The following is a 17,246-nucleotide window of genomic DNA, read 5'->3' on the forward strand; positions in this document are numbered from 1 at the left end:
TTTTTTATCTATCCATCCAAAGTTTGAAGGCTCTTACTTTATCTTTAGGAACTACGATTTCAAAGTCGGTCTTAGTATTCAGTTTCAATAATAAACTATTTTTAAAATAAGGTATTACTATTGTTATTGCATCAACATTAACGATTACTTGTCTGTTGCATCTAAAAAACTTTAAGGGATCTAACTGATTAACAAGTTCATCAAGTGTACTTCCTAAAATAAACCGCTCACCTTCGAGGGTTTCAAGTATCACTGAGTTATCTATATAGATATAACAAATATTAGAAGTTTTAACCACGAAATACTTTTCACCTTTTTTAAGGAGAAACCGTTCACGTAAAATATTTTTAGAATTATAAGTATCGAGTTGCGTAATTAACCGGCGTAAAGAACTATCGATTTTATAATTTGAACTATTCTGAAATACCTTTTTAATCATTTCATCAAACTGTGTTTGTGAAATTGGTTTTAACAGATATGACAATGCATTATAATCAAATGCTTTTATAGCATAATTATCAAACGCAGTAGTGAATACAGTAGGGCAATTAATCTCTAAATTTGTAAATAGTTCAAATACTAATCCATCACTCAGTTGGATATCCAACAATAATAAATCTGGCTCACCGTTTAGCATTAACCATTTTTCAGCTTCTTCAATACTTTTCAGCCATGCTATAACCGAAAGAGATTCAATTTTAGTATTTCGAACTAGCCTTTCAATATTATTGTAAGCAGCGATTTCGTCTTCAACGACTACAATTTTCATATGCTATTAATTTAATTTTTCCATTGGTTTGATGGGATTGTAATATGGGTACTTTGACAATGAAGAAATTGTCAATGATATCAACATTCACTTCCTTTGTTGAAAGCATAGCATATATTTTTCTTAAGCTTGCCAAACCAATCCCATTGTTTTCCTTTGTAAAAGAATCCTTTTTACCAAACATATTATTTGAGACTATCACAAATTGGGAGGTTACATCAATCGTACATGTCACGCGATGACTATCATCAATAATGTTGTGCTTTATTACGTTTTCAACAAGATTATATATTGACAAAGGAGGAATAAGAGCTTTCTCATCAATTTGTTGTGAATAACTTATTGATAATATTAAATTTGAACCATATCTTTCTTCAGTCATCTTTATGAATTTATCTACAATCAAAAGCTCTTCTACTAATGATACAGTCTGGTTGTCGGCGTTCTTTAAAAGATATCGATACAGTTCGGAAAGATTATGTAAAAAGTTCAATGCTTTTTGGTTAGTATCATCTATCAGAGAATAGAGAGTATTGAGATTATTAAATAAGAAATGGTGTTCTAACTGGCCTTTTATAGCATTGATACTGGCAGTTTGAAGTTGCTCTTGTAATAGAACATTTCTGCGCATATTAGAGATAGACACAGTCACAGCTCCATAAATTATAGAATAGATATTTAGTCCAAGCCAAGTGGGAAAAAAACGACTCGTTAAAAAGAGTCCAAAAGATTCTTCAACGTTCCAGGTTCCTAAATAAAACTCCAATAGCTTTTCGATCAGTGTAACAGCCGCACCAATTAAGAGAAATAATACAATCTGAATAAATCGATTAAGTCTAGGTTTTTGAAAATCAAATTTTCCACAGAACCACATTAAAAATGCCACTGGGATACTATAAATTAAAGATCTTGGAAAAATCAATAAAAAGAAATCCGTGATAGAACCCAATACGTAACTAGAATTAAACTGAACTTCACTTGAAAGAATAATTGCAAACAATAGAAAAGCAAACAGGTAAGCCCTAAAATATGTATTCAAAAATCTCTTCATTACACCTTGCATTATGAAATAGTTTTAATTTTCTAATTATTTAACTTATTAATTAACTGGGATCGATGCACCTCCAGCGTTTTTATCTTCAATCACATCCGAATTATCCTGTTTCGCACTCTTTTTAATTTTTCCAAATTGATAACGAAAACCTATACGTAATTGTCGTATTTGTGCTACTATTGTAGAATTTTGATTAAAATTATGTCCTGAAACTTCAGTATGTAATTTTACATTTTTATTGAATGGCTCAAGTATCGAAAGGGAAATGCTTGAACTTTTATTTATTATACTTTTCTTAACACCAATCATTGAATACGAGAGCGCATCTGAATACCCCTGTAAATTAATTTCTCTCGTATTATAGTTGGAATATAAGTCTACCGAGATACCTTTACTGAATTTTGCAGAAGCAAAAATACTGGCATTCATGATAAACCCCTTATTGGAATAAGCATCACTTGAAAGTTTACTATAAAAAATGTTTAAATTTGGTGCAACAGAAAATTTGGAATCCTGATATGAAAAATAGATATTTCCTCCTAAAGATCTACTTTTTCCTATATTTTGAAAGGTAACAGAGTTTGTGCCATCTGAACCTACATCTCTTTTCTCTTGAATGGAATTATTCACGATTGTAAAAAAAGGTGACAGTGTAAAAAACAATTTGTCAACTGAAAAATTTGAATATGCAACCTCTATTTGGTGACTTTTTTCAGGTTTCAAGTTTGGATTTCCATAACGAACATTATTTACATCAGCACGATTTATAAAGGGGTTTAGGAATGTAATACCCGGCCTCTGTAACCTCTGATTATAACTTAATCGTATAGACTGCTTGTTCTTTCCAAAAGATTTCACGAAAGACAAACTTGGCAAAAGATTGCCAAAATCATTTTCGAAAGAATGCAATCGGTCAACTCTTCCATCATTTATTGTATTTTCGTAACGCAATCCCATAGCGGATCGGAAACCTTTTCCTAATGAAACATTGTAACTGTTATAAACAGAAATAATCTGCTGATCATAATCCATTTCATTCAATGAACTGTCCATAAGTTCAAAACTTTGGCTAGCATTATCAAATGCCGACATCTGCGAAGAACTATTAAAAGCTCTTCCAATATATTTCATTCCTAATTCAAAATTGATCCTTTTAGAAAGAGGTTTCGAATAATCTATTTGTGCCGACAGTTCTTTACGCTTTTGTAAATTAAAACTTCTATCATCATAAGCACGAGCTTGATTAAGATAATAATGGTTATTATCATCCGATGAACTTAATATAATTGATGAAATCAAAGCGTGATTTTCACCCTTCAACTTCAAATTGTGATCCAGATGTAAAGAATAACCTGGTTTTTTAATCTTATTATCTATTGATCGTGAATTTTCATCCGTTCCCACTCCTTTAACCGAGGACCAAAAACTTATATCCTCATACCTATCATTATTAACATCATTCACCTGAATTCCGGCAGATAAAATATTTTTTTGAGAGAAGCTATAACTTGATGATAGATTGGCTCCATAAGACCGTCCAATGGCCTTTATATCACTTTCTTGAAATAAATACTGTGTTTGATCTCCATAGCTATTTCTCTCTAATTCGGAATGAATTTTATTCCTATAATAATTGGAAGTTAAAGAAACATTTGATGAAAACTTCGTGTTACTTATACCGCCCCCTGCTGCTATATTCGCATTTCCAATTGATCCCGCCGAAACATTCACAAATGCATTTATGCCTTTAAGATCTTTTTTTGTGACTATATTGATTATGCCCACAGTACCCTCTGCATCATATTTGGCACCTGGATTTGTAATGACTTCTACACGTTTAATCATACTTGCTGGAACTAATTTCAACGCATCCGAAACTGATCCAGCAATAAGAGTAGAAGGTTTGTCATTAATGAATACTTTTACGCTAGAACTTCCACGTAGTTTCACCTCCCCATTAAAATCAACGCTAACATATGGTACTTTTCTTAGTAATTCGTCTGCAGTAAAACTATCCGAATTATTCCCTCCATCAACGTTATAAATTAGTTTACCATCTTTTTCTTCTACTAGTGGAACTTTTAATTCCACAGTAACCTCATCAATGGCTCGGCTCTTTTGAAAAAGCTTAATTATTATAGGATCTTTTAAGATGGACGAAGTTTTTAAAAAAAAATCCAAACTATCGTAACCAATATGTGAGATTTTAAGTAATATTGAATCACTGAGAACTTTGCGCATCTGAAATCTTCCCGCCTGATCAGATGACAATCTATCGATAATTTCTCCATTATTAATAGAAATTACTTGAATCGTCGCAGACGGGATGACCTTCTCTGTTGTTTGTTCTAAAATTTTTCCGTAGAATATTACGCTATCTAATACCATTCTCTGGGATATTACATTTTCTACATTTTTCATGGATCCCCCTTTTGATAGTAAAACAAATGTCAATGAAAAAAATATTACTAAGGAAATTCTTCTTATGCTCATATTAAATTAGTTTATAAAATCTAAACTATAAAAGCATCTTCATAATCCCATCAAAAATACGATGAGGTCGAAATTCCATAATTTAAAACCGAATTTTTGCATTTAATCATATTTTAGATTTAAACATGAGGATGAAAGAATTGACCATGTTAAATTTTAGCACATTGCAATATTCGTATTTTGTAAATTTCATTCTTCCCCACAAACTATTTCGCAGAAAGAACAATCTTATAAATTAATATACTATTTATTTCAATTTTAATAAATATACAGATTTTTACCATTAATAGGAATATTTAAATGAAAATATTCGAAATATTATTTTATAAAAAAATTAATAATATTAATTTTAACACCGCTAATATTAATAAAACTGAACTTTCGGCGCAAGCGCGTTTTAAGTTGCACTGTTAAATCTCATAAAATATTTGGTCTAGTGGTTTTTACTTCACTTATAAGAATATTCCTATCAATTGTTCTATGTTTTTGGTGAGTTAACAATACATGATGACCTTAATTTGTTTTAAAAAGTACAGGATATCAAAAAAAATATAAGCGGATTCAACAAAATTTAAAACATATCAACTTGAAGTTATTGTAACTTTCTCTAAAACTTATGAAGCTTTAGAGGAGCCGTGCAATATATTTTCTGGTTCTCCCCTATTTATTAATGCTATTGTAATCACTAGTTGTCATTCTTTATATCCAGTTATGCGTGATGCTCTTTTTCTGGAGGTTCAAAATGAGATTATCGTTAAAAAAAGTACTATGACTACAAGATTGATAAGTAAAAAATTATCTTTACTTATCAAAACAAGATTTGTACTTAATAAAACTGAAAATTATGCGTTGGGTAATGGAAGTTAAATTATCTGAACTGGAATAAACTTATTTTAATCAATGAGAATTATACTGATAAATCTATTGTTGAAATTTCACATAAAAATCAATATTCCGATTTTAAAATAACAAAAACTATGAAAGCTATTCCGATTATAATTAGCCCCTCTTTTATTCCATATAATTATTAAAGATTTATGGCAGCATTTCATATTTTCATTTTCTAAATTATCATTCATTTTGTCTATAAGTCTGGTTAATTATTTTGAACCTTAAATATAATTAATATTTACGATGATGAAATAACAAAAAATGAGTGTATAAGAAAGAATCCCTCCTATACCATGCTAGATATCCTATTTGCTCTAATTAGCAGTTCATGACAATTGTTTATCTTGGCTACGAAATGAAACACGAAATGAAAAAAAATAAACTTTGGATTTCGATAAGTATTTTGTGTGTCATAGTTCTGGGCACTATGGTTTATTATAGTTGCTCTAGAGATGAAAATAAATATTATCAAGTATCATACACTGACATAAAAGATTGGGAAAAGGATAAGCGAAAAGATTGGTCGAATAAAGATAGCTCTGTGATCTTTTATAGCCTTTTTAAAAACCTGTCATTTTTAGACGACTATGTTATGAATTCTTGTATTGAAGTAAGAAATAAACAAGATACCCTATTTTACCTTAGACAAACAAAGTATAACATGCAAGAAGAGGTTACCGGGGACGGTTTAGTTGTTGCACATCAAGATAATTATTCTATTGGCGGTTGGTGGAAAATAACACCTAGGTGCCAGCACCGTTTAGATGGTGATAGTCTAGAATGGAGTCAAACATTAAAGGAAAGGAAAGATATTGCAGCACAGCTAGTAAATGCCAGTGAGTTGAAACATGCGGTCTATAAACTGGAAAAATCGGGCCTAGTAAAAGTAAATGACGATGAGAATCCTTTAAACCGTCAGAACAAGAAATCTTACGATATCGAGGGAATATATTATGTTAGCCCATTTAGCTTTGCTCCTGTCAGTATGTACAAGCTAGATTCGAACAGCAAGCGACTGTTAACGGATAATTAGCTAATAACTTTGAAAGCGAATCAGATCCTTAATTAGCACCAGCTACTTTCAAGTGGCTATTAAAGATTTAATTTCTAACATTTTGATTATTTCTTTCCAAAACCTACTTTTGCAACATAATTAACCCATATTTAATGAAAGGAATACTAATTTCTTACCTAGCTTGTTTATGCTTTTTTGTGTCCTGTAAAAAGGTAGAAAAAATAGTCGAAACAGTGCCTGACAGTAAGGCAATACAAATTGAAACGCTAATCAATGAAAATGCAGATGAATCGTCTATTACTTTCTCTGGCCGTTTATTGTACCTCAATGATGAAACAATTCTTGATCATGGTTTTGTTTTAGAATACGAATACCAGAACAACGTTGAGAAAAAAGAAATAAGATATTCGCTAGGCAACAAAGCAATTACAGGAAAGATTAACCATACGATCAAATTCCCCGCTGAAATCGAGAATGCCACTCTTATTAAGTATTACTATTATGTCAAAACAGATAAAGATCTTTATAGAGGAGAATCTACTAGCGTTGCCTTTAATTGGTACGATATCGAATACAATAATGATTTTACCGCTTCTCCTAATGATAAAATCACAATCAACGGAGACTTTAAAAAAATAAAAGACAAATATACGCTGTATGCTAACTATGACAGTAAAGAGGAAATACCTTTTACAGTAGGAAATGATCTAAATACATTGACATATACTATTCCTACGGATCAAATACATGGCAATACAATGAACCCAATACTCCTAAATAAGTCTCATGCTACGGGTGTATATGGAAGTGCATCACTGCCTTCGGTCAAGATAGTCGGAAAGCTAGAAGAGCCCACAAATTACAGCTACATGTATAGTGAAAAGATAACTTTGAAGGGCCTTGGCTTAAGCGGTACCCTAAAAGAACCTTTTTACATCTTGTTTGGCAACAATTCATTGCCATATCAACCTGAAATGGACTTATCAACCTTGGCTTATAAGCAACCTGCTAAAAGTTATAAATTAGGCTATTTCAACGGAAAAGACTCGGTATTTTTTAAACAAAAAATTACAGTCAAACAACCCCTGGCAAACGCATTACAATTTTATGTCGCAGAAGTCCACCCTGGTAGTTCGGGAACATTTATTGGTCTAGATTTCTCCCAATATGGTGAATCTGACCTCACGACTTATTCGGTTGGTAATAAACCAGCATATGTCAGATCTAATTGGACGGGGATTCATGAATTTACTATTGACAACATTCCTGAAGGTGAGTATCCTTTATCGGCAACGAGTCCCTTTTTTACGTATACAAGTCAAGCTAAAATTAAGGTCAAGAAGTTGCGACCAACTACTATAGCGCAAAATAGAGGTTATTATGATCATTTAGTAAAGATAACCGGTAATTTTAGAGCAGGTATCCCCTATCTGGTCAAACTTGGTAATCATGATGCTGGTATATCGTCACAATCTTTACGTGATGGTCAAATTAATGTTCTAATTCCGCCTATTCCTGCAGGTACGTATCCTGTTTCTGTCGGTTACCGTGGCAAAGATGATCAAGAATATATAAGTAAAACCAACTTCAATGTGGAAGTACTCGCTCCTGAATTTACAGATTTCTACCCTAAAAAAGGCAAGGCTGGTGACCAAATCACACTGGTAGGCAAAGGTATATACTATGGTATGATTTATTTTGGCGGTAGACTAGTATGGCGCGAGTCTGGTTTTGATGAAATTAAATTTACCATACCACGGGATATACAATTTAAAGGTAAGATCGAAATCAACCTTCTTTTTGGAGATAAATGGATAAAAGGTAAAGAAACATTTGAATTAATCTAATAGTTGAATATTAATATGCTCCTACATAAAAAACTGCAATATATCCTCCTTCTACTAACGATAAGTAGCGTGATGCTATCTATATCGTGTAAGAAAGTAAAGGAAGTCGAATATGTGCAAACGACCGAAGACAAGATTGTCGTACAAACGCGACATATGGAACAGCTGAGTAAAACTGGTGTTACGCTCTTTGGATCTATCGATACGATACAGAACCAAAAAATCTTAAGTTATGGTTTTATTGTGAAAACGATAGATCAATCCGGAACAGAGCGCAAAGAAAAGGAAATCGAGGCGGGTAAAGAAAACGCAGGCCCTACGATCACATTTCAATATAAACCGAACGAACCGTTCTCTTTGGATATCACGTACGCATATTGCTTTTACGTACGTACGGCAAAAGGATACTATAGGGGTGAATTCAACTCCTTTAAACTGGATGGATTCAAAAGCCAGACACAAGCATTTGAAAAGTCAAAATCTGGAGACGAACTGGTTGTAAAAGGTAATTTCGAAAAGATAGACGCTAATTATAAGTTTAAAGCGTACTTTCATAATCCCAACACAAAAAATATAGAAAGTATTGAAATACCTTATACATTAGCCGCGGATAAAAAAACAATCCGATTTAAAGTACCCCATGCAAAAGGGTTATACCATGGTGCGGAAATAGGCTTTTTATTCGAAAGAAGAGAGTTCCCATATGGATCTTTTTATGCTGATGTGGCTAAAACAACTATCCTAGGAGAGGTCCTCCCACCAACGAAAACCGTATTTAGTCCATATGATATGATAGAGATCAAAGGGATAAATGTACCGCATCATTTGCATCCATCAAAAGATTTCATGTTAATATTCGGTGATATGAGGATACCCTTTGCCAGTGAATTGCAGTTTAATCAAATACAAGATCTACAAGTAAAAGGAAATCGTCTTAAATTTGGGTATACAAATGGTGTAGAAACGGTAATCTTTAAAGAGGAAATTGAATTTTATGTACCGGATCTATTGAAAGTGATGATTGACCATCCATTTGTCCATCCAGAAGGTTTGGTCAGCATGCGGTGGGCAGGTTTTTCGGATTTTACCACAGGAATGTATTTTGATTTTACTGTTGGTGGTCTACCTGTAAAACATAATGGTGTAAATGGGGATAACTTTGACTTTACAATCGGTGATCTAAAAGCTGGAAACTATACTTTAAATATTAAAGATTCGTTCTATGATATCACTATACCTAATCAGATTACAGTAAAAAACTTTGACTGGACCTCGAGTGATAAATCTAGTGCCTATGAAGGCGAATCGATTACCGTTAACGGAACCTTTTTTAAAGGCGCGATGTACACCATACAAGGTAAAAATAACCTCTCTTCTGAAATCATGTGCCAAAAAGATGGAGAGATAACGTTTACCTGGTACCTCAACAATTTTGAAACAAATAAAATCAAGGTTGGTTACATAACAGGAAGTAGAGAAAGTAGACTAAGCGACAAAATACTCGAAATAAATTCACTAGGAATCACATTAGAAAGTTTTGCTCCTGCAAGTGGCCTCACGGGTTCGGTGGTCCACGTAAAAGGTAAAAATATCAAATATGCACGGAGGATTCTTATGGGGGATATCCAAATTACACCGATACCGATTAGTAATGACGAAATCATGTTCACCGTACCCATGATGGCCAGCAAAGGGAAAGTTAAAATATCAGCAGAAGCCGCGAACAAAATCTATCAGTCTAGCGGTTATTTTGAAACCTTATGATGAAAAACTATATTGCTACTGCACCCATTTTTCCACTTATTTTGAGTTTAATCTAATGAAATAACAAAAAAATGAGTGTATAAGAAAGAATCCCGTTATTAACCAATTTGGGATTCTTTCTTTTTAGGATGTCTTAGCACGACGATCTACACATCTTTAAACACCCTCTCCTATGCCATGCTAGATATTCGATTTGTTACCATTAGCAGTACATAACAATTGTTTATCTTGGCTACGAAATGAAACACGAAATGAAAAAAAAGAAATTTTGGAATTGGAAAAGTATTTTGTGTTTCATAGTTCTGGGGACTATGGTTTATTATAGTTGCTCTAGAGATGAAAATAAATATTATCAAGTACAACACAGTGAAATCAAAGATTGGGAAAAGGGTAAACAAGCAGATTGGTCAAATAAAGATAGCTCAGTGATCGTTTATAACCTTTTTAAAAACCTGTCATTTTTAGACGACTATGTTATGTATTCTTGTATTGAAGTAAGAAATAAACAAGATACCCTATTTTACCTTAGACAAACAAAGTATAGTATGCAAGAAGAGGTAACCGGGGACAGCTTAGTTGTTGCACATCAAGATAATTATTCTATTGGTGGTTGGTGGGAAATAACACCCAGGTTACAGCACCGACTAGATGGTGATAGTGTAGAATGGAGCAAAACATTACGGGAAAGAAAAGATATTGCAGCGCAACTGGGCAATGCCAGTAAGTTGAAACATGCGGTCTACAAACTGGAAAAATCGGGTCTAGTAAAAGTCTCTAACAGTGATAATCCTTTAAACCGTCAGAACAAGAAATCTTACGATAACGAGGGAATATACTATGTTAGTCCATTTAGCTTTTCTCCTGTCAGCATGTACAAGCTAGATTCGATCAGCAAGCTGTTGCTAACGGATAATCGACCAAAGACTTTAAAAGCTATTTCGATTTTGGATTAGCATGTGCTATTTTTTAAGAAGATGATTAAAGATTTTAAGAACTTGATGTAGATCCTTTATAATTAGAGATTAATACAAATCTAGCTGATTCAGATCTCCAAATATTAATCCTGTAATAACGCTATACCAACAAACAATGCCTATAATTATAAGTATAATCTGTTTTGTTGAGAAAGATGATCGGTACTCACTTTTGAACCGGCTATCTTGAAGTTTTGCATGATTGGATGCTTGAAAAGGTGGTATCATCAAGAAAATCCATACTAAGGAAAACACGCAAGATAATATGGATATAAGGGATGTCAAGTTAAAAAATATATACAACACTAAAAGTTAAACTGGATTATAGCTCTTGTTGTAACCAAACGATTTGGCGTAATCCAATATTCTTGTAAAAAGTGAATAAATGAAGAAAACGGAGAAAATAGTACGTCCTGCAGGCTGAAGATGAAGATTGTCTTTCTCTTCGATAAAGCGCCATTCTTTGTATACCCACCAAAGTGCATATACTCCACCTGTAGCAATATTAAGTATTGTAAATTGTTTTGCAGTGATCAGCTTTTGATCTGCTATCGGATAGTCCAATGACAGGTTCTCATTTGCTAAATTTTCATTCATATTATTTATAAATCTGGTTTATTATTTTGAATGACAAATATGGTTAATATTTACGGTATGAAGTGAAAGTCATTAAGATTACTACCCTATTACCATTGCAATTATTAACGATTCATGTATTTTTTATATTCAAACCGTGTTTCTATAACGCAAAATGTAGGAAACATGTAAAACTTAAACAATGCAATTCTTAAAAATACACAACAAAAATAACTCCTGAAAAAAAAATACCAATCTATTCAAGATAAATCAAGCACCTAAAGATAAATAAACATTAATTTAAATAAATTCTCCTTAATAAGAATTTATTATTATCTTTAGACAACTAATTATAATACATAATTAAAAGACAGAGCCATTATTATAGCTAAAAACGAGACCAATTCTTGATATGAATAAAATAATATCAGTACTATCTGTAATTTTATGTCTGACCTTTTTTTAAACAAAACTATATTAATTCACAATGTTTATTTAAAACTTAAATTTCATTAAATGAAAAATTACTTTTTTTTATTCGCCATCATGATTGCCCTCATGTTTGGTTGTGCAAAAAATATAACCGACCCTCTCGTTGAAGAAGAGCAGGTAGTTACGGATAGTATTTATCAGGAACCAGAAGACCCATTCCTAGGAACTCCAGATAAAATGTCTGTAGTTATGGTTTCTGCGAGTAAAGTTATGTATAACCAATGGCAAAAATTTTTCGTTTGGAACGAACATTCTTATATCATGGTTTGGCCAAGTGAGAACAGAAAGTTAGTTATAAAAGATATTGACAAAGCATTAAAAGGCATAATAACAGATGAAATAACAAAAACAGAAGTTACAACAAATTTTGTATACAAAGGAATAGGTGTTACTTTTCAAGACTTAATTCCTGGAAAATACGTGGTAGCCGTAATTCTGAATGAAGATGTGGAAAAAGGGAAACGAGCATACAGTACCAAAGAGATTACGGTAAAAGAATATGGGAAGATCTATATGAAGAAGATTTTCTCTTATAATGCAAAAGATGATGAATTTGAAGAATGGACAACTAAATTGATCGAAAAATGAAAATTAAATTAGTAATAACGGCAATGCTAGCCATTCTTTTTAGTTCCCTCAAAGCACAAGATGTAATATTGGGAGAAAAAAAACCGTGCCCAGGTGAGACATATGAATATTTTTTTAATGGCGCGTCTTGTGATGGAAATCTAAGCTGGTCTCTTATAGATGGAGTGGTTATGCAACAAACATCTAATAGCGTTAAGGTAAGATGGAATGAAGGGATTGTAGGAAATGGGAGATGGAAAATTCGCGTTATATATAACCCTCGAAAATCTGATGGATCATGTGGTACTTCTACATTCTATGATCTACCTATAGAAGTAAATGCTGTATCAGAATTTAATATCGTCGGCGACAGAGAGATTCCGGGCGGATTTAGGGGAGTCAAAACCTATACTGCTCAAATCAAGAATTCATTTTTTCCTGCAAGTTCATATATGTGGACAGTATTTTCAGAAGGAACCGCAACCAACTATACTACAACGTTACCAAGTTTCAATTTGAATATTACGAATGATGGACCGAAGTGGATTTCGGTACGAGGTAAAAATTCAACATGTTCATCTTGGGGTCTAAGTATAAAAGCAGATATATTTACAACTACAACATTTATAGGACCGGATAATTTATGTTCCGAAGCAACTTATACCTTAATCAATCCGGGAACGGTCACCCTTGAAAATGCGGTTGGCATAGCTACACTTACTCCTTTGGGTAACAACCAATGGAAGGTAACGAACAATGGCCTAGGTGGAGATGTAACACTTAAATCAACAAATGGTTCGAAATCTTATACAAAAAAGATACGTGTTGGTGCATATGCAAAAATTGTTTATAATGGAGGAAATTCTATGCCTGGTGGTGCAAACGCTGAAATTTATGCTGATGATGTTACAGGTGGTACCTATACTTGGTCGGTTGTGGGCGGAGTAATTGTTTCAGGAAAATATAGCCAGACTGTCATTGTTAGACCAAATGCAAATCCATCAAATAAGGTTAGCAATAATTTTAGTGTTTCACTTACTTATACCAACAGTTGTGGAACAAGTTACCTCAATGCTTCCTATGCTATTCCTCCAAATTCAGGTACAGAAATAGATTACGGAGAATAACTCAATATAAATAAATAAATTACTGATAATCAATTATAATTGAATTTTTAAGTATACAAAATTCAATTAGATTTAATTCATTTGTTCGAGTTAAACCCAAAGAAACATTGTGTTGGAAACTTCTAAATACACAATAAAAACAGTTACATTGAGAGGAAATATATAAGAAGGATGAAAACCTAGATTTACTTCTAGGTTTTCATTTTTAAGAAAATAATATTACCAAAAGTCGACGCTTGATATTTTATATTTTTCATATACAAAGATGCTTTAATTATAATTGATTAAGCATTTTGGCAGCTTGATTATAAAGTGATGTATTTTCTTCTCTAATATCAAAACATTGGGCTATACATTCAAACATGTTATCGTGAAAGGTTAATATATAATGTTTATACATTTTCCATTTTTTAGGATTATACTGTGGATGTACTTGATCTATATCCTGCAGTGATTTAATTAAATCAGAGTTTTTAAGTTCATAAAATGAGTAAGACTCCATACCCAATTTACTATACGGATGTCCATGTATGGTTTCATCTCCAGGAATCCCAAATGAATACTTTAAATACATGTTAAATTTCAAGACACAAACACTCGTATCATCAATAGTATTCCGCTCTTGTGGAATGGCAGATAAACTTTGTTTATCTACAGAAAAAGTAATCAACAACTCATTATCGTTTGACAATAGTATTGGCGATGGCGAACCACAATCCATCTCAAAAAGATCCTTTATTTCTATTAATTCCATTAATTTGTTATGTATTTTGATGAAACATAGACTAAATATTCATATGCCAATTCATTAACGATCATCACTCCTTCCCTAACATGCTGGTTAATGATGATCATAACGGTATTCAACACGATCTAAAGATTGAATATTTCCCTTATTATCTATACTATAGAAGATCGCCATTTTTTTATGACAAAAAACAGGTCTACCGCCCATTATGGCCGGAGACCAGACACAGGCATTTTTTTTTATAGCAGATAGAATGTCTCCATGACCAGGTTTATCTGATTCGACACTGCTTAGAGCGGTAATCATACCATTCTTCATCACGATAAACTGAACGGTAATCGAATCAGTCTGTGTAGCCGTACTCGGTTTAACTGCAAGAAGTTCCATTGTCGATGATAATTTCTTTAGGTAAAAATTTAGACCATGATAGACTATCGGATCAATTTCTGCGCGAGTAAAAATACTATATTCTTGCATATCATAGTCCGAAACATAACAGGGAAATACCGTATCAAGAGCCAAAGGCTCTTCAAAGAATAATGCAGCTTTAGATTTACTCCATTTATAACTGTAGTCACTAAGATGAACGACATACCGCTTACCCTGAGCGAAGTGGACACGATCTACCTCTATTTTCTCAACGGATAAATTACCGATTTTGAATGAATACAGTGGAAAATTACTTCGGATTATCGTACCCGTATCATTTTCACTATTATATAGGTTTTGAGAACCGAGCCAACGAACGGTGACCAGTTCAGGTTTTAAACCGGTATACTTTTCAATAAGATCGGGCAAGGCAATACGGTCTGCAAAAAAATCTTCATCGGTATCTACATGTATAGAACCCCGGTAAAGGCTACCATTTATCGTTGTATCCTGTGCTGACTTCGAGATCCGCTTATAGAGTTCCAACTTGATCAACCGGATCTGATAAGGACTAACCTGTCTGCCATTAATGAAATAGGCCGGTTGATCGGCATATCGGACATGAGGAGCATACCGCTCTTCCGTATGAAAATATACGGCTCCGGCATAACGTTTACCTTCCAGCGTAATGCTGTTCGAGAAAACATTATTCAGCTTAGCTTCTGGATTATTAAGTAAAGCCTTTCGCTTGATAAGCTTTCCATTAAGCAAAAATGCGTAATCTTTGAATGTCCCATATTTTTTCGGGTATAACGCGGCACTGTCAGGAGTATTGGAGTATGTGGACTGGGAAAAGACCTGTAATCCAGATAGAACTATAATAAAAACTAGGATATATCTGTTCATTGAAAACATGTTATTGTTTGTCCGATGTTTGCTATACAGCACGAGCAATCAAATAAGGGCTAAATAATATCTTGTTGGTTAATTGCATAATGGTCTATCATTAATCTCCTCCTAAAATAACATTAATAAGTTGATGATGCTATATCTATCAAAAAATGATCACCACATTTGCGAAAATACCCTTCTCTCTTTTGTTATTTTAGACGATCAGATCACAGATAAACTTTTGGATATCGGTGGGGGGATGGATGGCTAGCGGGATAATAAGACTGCAAGTAAAAAGTCCATATGAAATCGGTAAAACATTTGAAAAATGAAAATATACTGGTAAATATGATGTACTTTTTCTAAAGAATTAATAACTAACCTACCACTAAAATCGGCACAATACTAACTACATATTGTGCCGATTCTAAATTTGACCTCTTTATTTCATTCGATACGAAATTGTATCTTCGATTGCGAATGACAAGAGACGACCGCTTCCGCCCCGTGGTAGGGTATCACGTTTGATGATATGAATAGGACTTTTATCTGAACAGACATATTGAAGTGCTTGCGTAAGCAATATCATGGAAAAGTTTCTTCCTGGACAGCTTCTTTTTCCCATACCAAATGGCATATATTTAAAACCTTTGGCGACTTCGGGCTGCAAAAAACGCTCAGGATAGAATTTTTTAGGATTTTCCCATATATCACTGTTACGGTGCAACTCAAATATCGGAATCATAAATTCGTGAGAAACACCTCCAGCTTTATCATTACCTTGCGTAACATCTGACTGCTGATAGCCAAATTGACGAAAAGGAGGATAAAGACGTAAAACCTCCATCACAAAATATTTTGCAAAACCCGGATCTTCTTGGATTTTTCTCTGGTATTGAGGCCTCGCAGCTAAACATAACAAAGCATATCCCATTGCTGATGCCAGACTAAACGATGAAACCAGCATACTGGTAATCTCACCCCTGAATTGCAACCTCGTAATTTTACCAGACTCTTTCAATTCAACAAGCGTCGAGAACCATGAATTTGGTCTAGGAATGCTAAAGTCATATACCATCTGTTCTAATTTGGAAGAAACGCGCTTCATATACAGTGACTTTTTGAAAAATAAGCAATCTAAAAAATACCGTACGGGACGCATGAATGGCATATGAAGCCTTAGCGAATACATCAGCCCCTCAAGCACCATGGGTCGTGATCCATGTGGAAATTTGGTGGTTTCAATATAATCATCCAGTGGTTTCAGTACGTTTACCTTTAACATTTTGTCGAGCATGATGCGATATATTTCGCGCACGAGCTTATCGGTGACCTGGAAGCTCTGTTGCTCCTGATGAGATTCGAAAGTGGGAAATACATGATCCATGAGGTCATGTGCTATCAATGGGATTGCCTCATCGGCAGGCATGTGTGCACGGGATATCCTCTTGAGCCACATGGCGTGATCATCTTCACTCACCACAATGGAATTTTTACTGAGGTGAAATTCTGTCAGCATTTTCATCACAAACCGCGAACGTGTAAAGGATGTTTTTGCATATTCCCCTATTCGTTGCGGATCTGAAGAATACTCCAGACGATTCCTAAGCCATGGCAGGGTGTAGACTTTGCCACTACCCTGCCATTTAAATAGATTGAACTTTAACAT

13 protein-coding genes are annotated in these 17,246 nt (G+C 33.7%); 6 read left to right on the top strand and 7 right to left on the bottom strand.

The window, feature by feature from the left end; all coding sequences use genetic code 11:
• Positions 1–4 precede the first annotated feature (4 nt).
• The 3 genes from ACFS6I_RS01415 to ACFS6I_RS01425 are packed head-to-tail and all read right to left on the bottom strand — an operon-like array spanning position 5 to position 4,244.
• Entirely contained in the window at positions 5–769 is a 765-nt protein-coding gene (locus ACFS6I_RS01415) for a LytR/AlgR family response regulator transcription factor (protein WP_380917631.1), read from the bottom strand.
• On the bottom strand, positions 750–1,832 hold the full coding sequence (locus tag ACFS6I_RS01420; protein ID WP_380917633.1) for a sensor histidine kinase: 1,083 nt from the start codon (positions 1,830–1,832) through the stop codon (positions 750–752). Before ACFS6I_RS01420 ends, ACFS6I_RS01415 begins: the two co-directional genes overlap by 20 nt.
• Positions 1,833–1,868: 36 nt before the next feature.
• Positions 1,869–4,244 carry a TonB-dependent receptor domain-containing protein gene (locus tag ACFS6I_RS01425; RefSeq protein WP_380917635.1) on the bottom strand — a complete coding sequence of 792 codons (2,376 nt, stop codon included), beginning with the start codon at positions 4,242–4,244 and terminating at the stop codon, positions 1,869–1,871.
• Between the two features lie 1,330 nt (positions 4,245–5,574).
• Here ACFS6I_RS01425 and ACFS6I_RS01430 point away from each other — a divergent pair.
• From ACFS6I_RS01430 to ACFS6I_RS01445, 4 genes are all read left to right on the top strand, one after another.
• Positions 5,575–6,240 carry a hypothetical protein gene (locus tag ACFS6I_RS01430; protein ID WP_380917637.1) on the top strand — a complete coding sequence of 222 codons (666 nt, stop codon included), beginning with the start codon at positions 5,575–5,577 and terminating at the stop codon, positions 6,238–6,240.
• A 134-nt stretch (positions 6,241–6,374) separates the two neighbouring features.
• Positions 6,375–8,069 carry a hypothetical protein gene (locus tag ACFS6I_RS01435; protein WP_380917639.1) on the top strand — a complete coding sequence of 565 codons (1,695 nt, stop codon included), beginning with the start codon at positions 6,375–6,377 and terminating at the stop codon, positions 8,067–8,069.
• A 69-nt stretch (positions 8,070–8,138) separates the two neighbouring features.
• A complete protein-coding gene (locus ACFS6I_RS01440) occupies positions 8,139–9,833 on the top strand; it encodes a hypothetical protein (protein ID WP_380917641.1) in 1,695 nt (564 codons plus the stop codon).
• 251 nt (positions 9,834–10,084) lie between these two features.
• A complete protein-coding gene (locus ACFS6I_RS01445) occupies positions 10,085–10,786 on the top strand; it encodes a hypothetical protein (RefSeq protein ID WP_380917643.1) in 702 nt (233 codons plus the stop codon).
• A gap of 333 nt (positions 10,787–11,119) precedes the next feature.
• Here ACFS6I_RS01445 and ACFS6I_RS01450 read toward each other — a convergent pair whose 3' ends face one another.
• Positions 11,120–11,404, bottom strand: a complete 285-nt coding sequence (locus ACFS6I_RS01450; RefSeq protein ID WP_380917645.1) for a hypothetical protein — start codon at positions 11,402–11,404, stop codon at positions 11,120–11,122.
• Between the two features lie 495 nt (positions 11,405–11,899).
• Between ACFS6I_RS01450 and ACFS6I_RS01455 the strand changes: the two genes are divergently transcribed.
• Together ACFS6I_RS01455 and ACFS6I_RS01460 are read left to right on the top strand one after the other, a co-directional pair.
• Positions 11,900–12,463, top strand: a complete 564-nt coding sequence (locus tag ACFS6I_RS01455) for a hypothetical protein (protein WP_380917647.1) — start codon at positions 11,900–11,902, stop codon at positions 12,461–12,463.
• Positions 12,460–13,569: a hypothetical protein gene (locus ACFS6I_RS01460; protein WP_380917649.1), complete on the top strand. Its 1,110-nt coding sequence runs from the start codon at positions 12,460–12,462 to the stop codon at positions 13,567–13,569. The genes ACFS6I_RS01455 and ACFS6I_RS01460 overlap by 4 nt, the downstream gene beginning before the upstream one ends.
• Before the next feature lie 274 nt (positions 13,570–13,843).
• Here the strand turns inward: ACFS6I_RS01460 and ACFS6I_RS01465 are convergent, their stop codons facing one another.
• From ACFS6I_RS01465 to ACFS6I_RS01475, 3 genes are all read right to left on the bottom strand, one after another.
• On the bottom strand, positions 13,844–14,323 hold the full coding sequence (locus tag ACFS6I_RS01465; protein ID WP_380917651.1) for a hypothetical protein: 480 nt from the start codon (positions 14,321–14,323) through the stop codon (positions 13,844–13,846).
• An 87-nt stretch (positions 14,324–14,410) separates the two neighbouring features.
• Positions 14,411–15,592: a hypothetical protein gene (locus ACFS6I_RS01470; protein WP_380917653.1), complete on the bottom strand. Its 1,182-nt coding sequence runs from the start codon at positions 15,590–15,592 to the stop codon at positions 14,411–14,413.
• A 427-nt stretch (positions 15,593–16,019) separates the two neighbouring features.
• Complete coding sequence (locus tag ACFS6I_RS01475) at positions 16,020–17,246, bottom strand: cytochrome P450 (RefSeq protein WP_380917655.1); 1,227 nt, start codon at positions 17,244–17,246, stop codon at positions 16,020–16,022.

Source organism: Sphingobacterium anhuiense (assembly GCF_042686355.1).
GTDB classification, from domain to species: domain Bacteria; phylum Bacteroidota; class Bacteroidia; order Sphingobacteriales; family Sphingobacteriaceae; genus Sphingobacterium; species Sphingobacterium anhuiense.

What these genes read in the sequence shown, in the direction of transcription:
- ACFS6I_RS01415 (WP_380917631.1), bottom strand. Translation starts at nt 769, where the DNA reads ATGAAAATTGTAGTCGTTGAAGACGAAATCGCTGCTTACAATAATATT.
- ACFS6I_RS01420 (WP_380917633.1), bottom strand. Translation starts at nt 1,832, where the DNA reads ATGCAAGGTGTAATGAAGAGATTTTTGAATACATATTTTAGGGCTTAC.
- ACFS6I_RS01425 (WP_380917635.1), bottom strand. Translation starts at nt 4,244, where the DNA reads ATGAAAAATGTAGAAAATGTAATATCCCAGAGAATGGTATTAGATAGC.
- ACFS6I_RS01430 (WP_380917637.1), top strand. Translation starts at nt 5,575, where the DNA reads ATGAAAAAAAATAAACTTTGGATTTCGATAAGTATTTTGTGTGTCATA.
- ACFS6I_RS01435 (WP_380917639.1), top strand. Translation starts at nt 6,375, where the DNA reads ATGAAAGGAATACTAATTTCTTACCTAGCTTGTTTATGCTTTTTTGTG.
- ACFS6I_RS01445 (WP_380917643.1), top strand. Translation starts at nt 10,085, where the DNA reads ATGAAAAAAAAGAAATTTTGGAATTGGAAAAGTATTTTGTGTTTCATA.
- ACFS6I_RS01450 (WP_380917645.1), bottom strand. Translation starts at nt 11,404, where the DNA reads ATGAATGAAAATTTAGCAAATGAGAACCTGTCATTGGACTATCCGATA.
- ACFS6I_RS01455 (WP_380917647.1), top strand. Translation starts at nt 11,900, where the DNA reads ATGAAAAATTACTTTTTTTTATTCGCCATCATGATTGCCCTCATGTTT.
- ACFS6I_RS01460 (WP_380917649.1), top strand. Translation starts at nt 12,460, where the DNA reads ATGAAAATTAAATTAGTAATAACGGCAATGCTAGCCATTCTTTTTAGT.
- ACFS6I_RS01465 (WP_380917651.1), bottom strand. Translation starts at nt 14,323, where the DNA reads ATGGAATTAATAGAAATAAAGGATCTTTTTGAGATGGATTGTGGTTCG.
- ACFS6I_RS01470 (WP_380917653.1), bottom strand. Translation starts at nt 15,592, where the DNA reads ATGAACAGATATATCCTAGTTTTTATTATAGTTCTATCTGGATTACAG.
- ACFS6I_RS01475 (WP_380917655.1), bottom strand. Translation starts at nt 17,246, where the DNA reads ATGTTAAAGTTCAATCTATTTAAATGGCAGGGTAGTGGCAAAGTCTAC.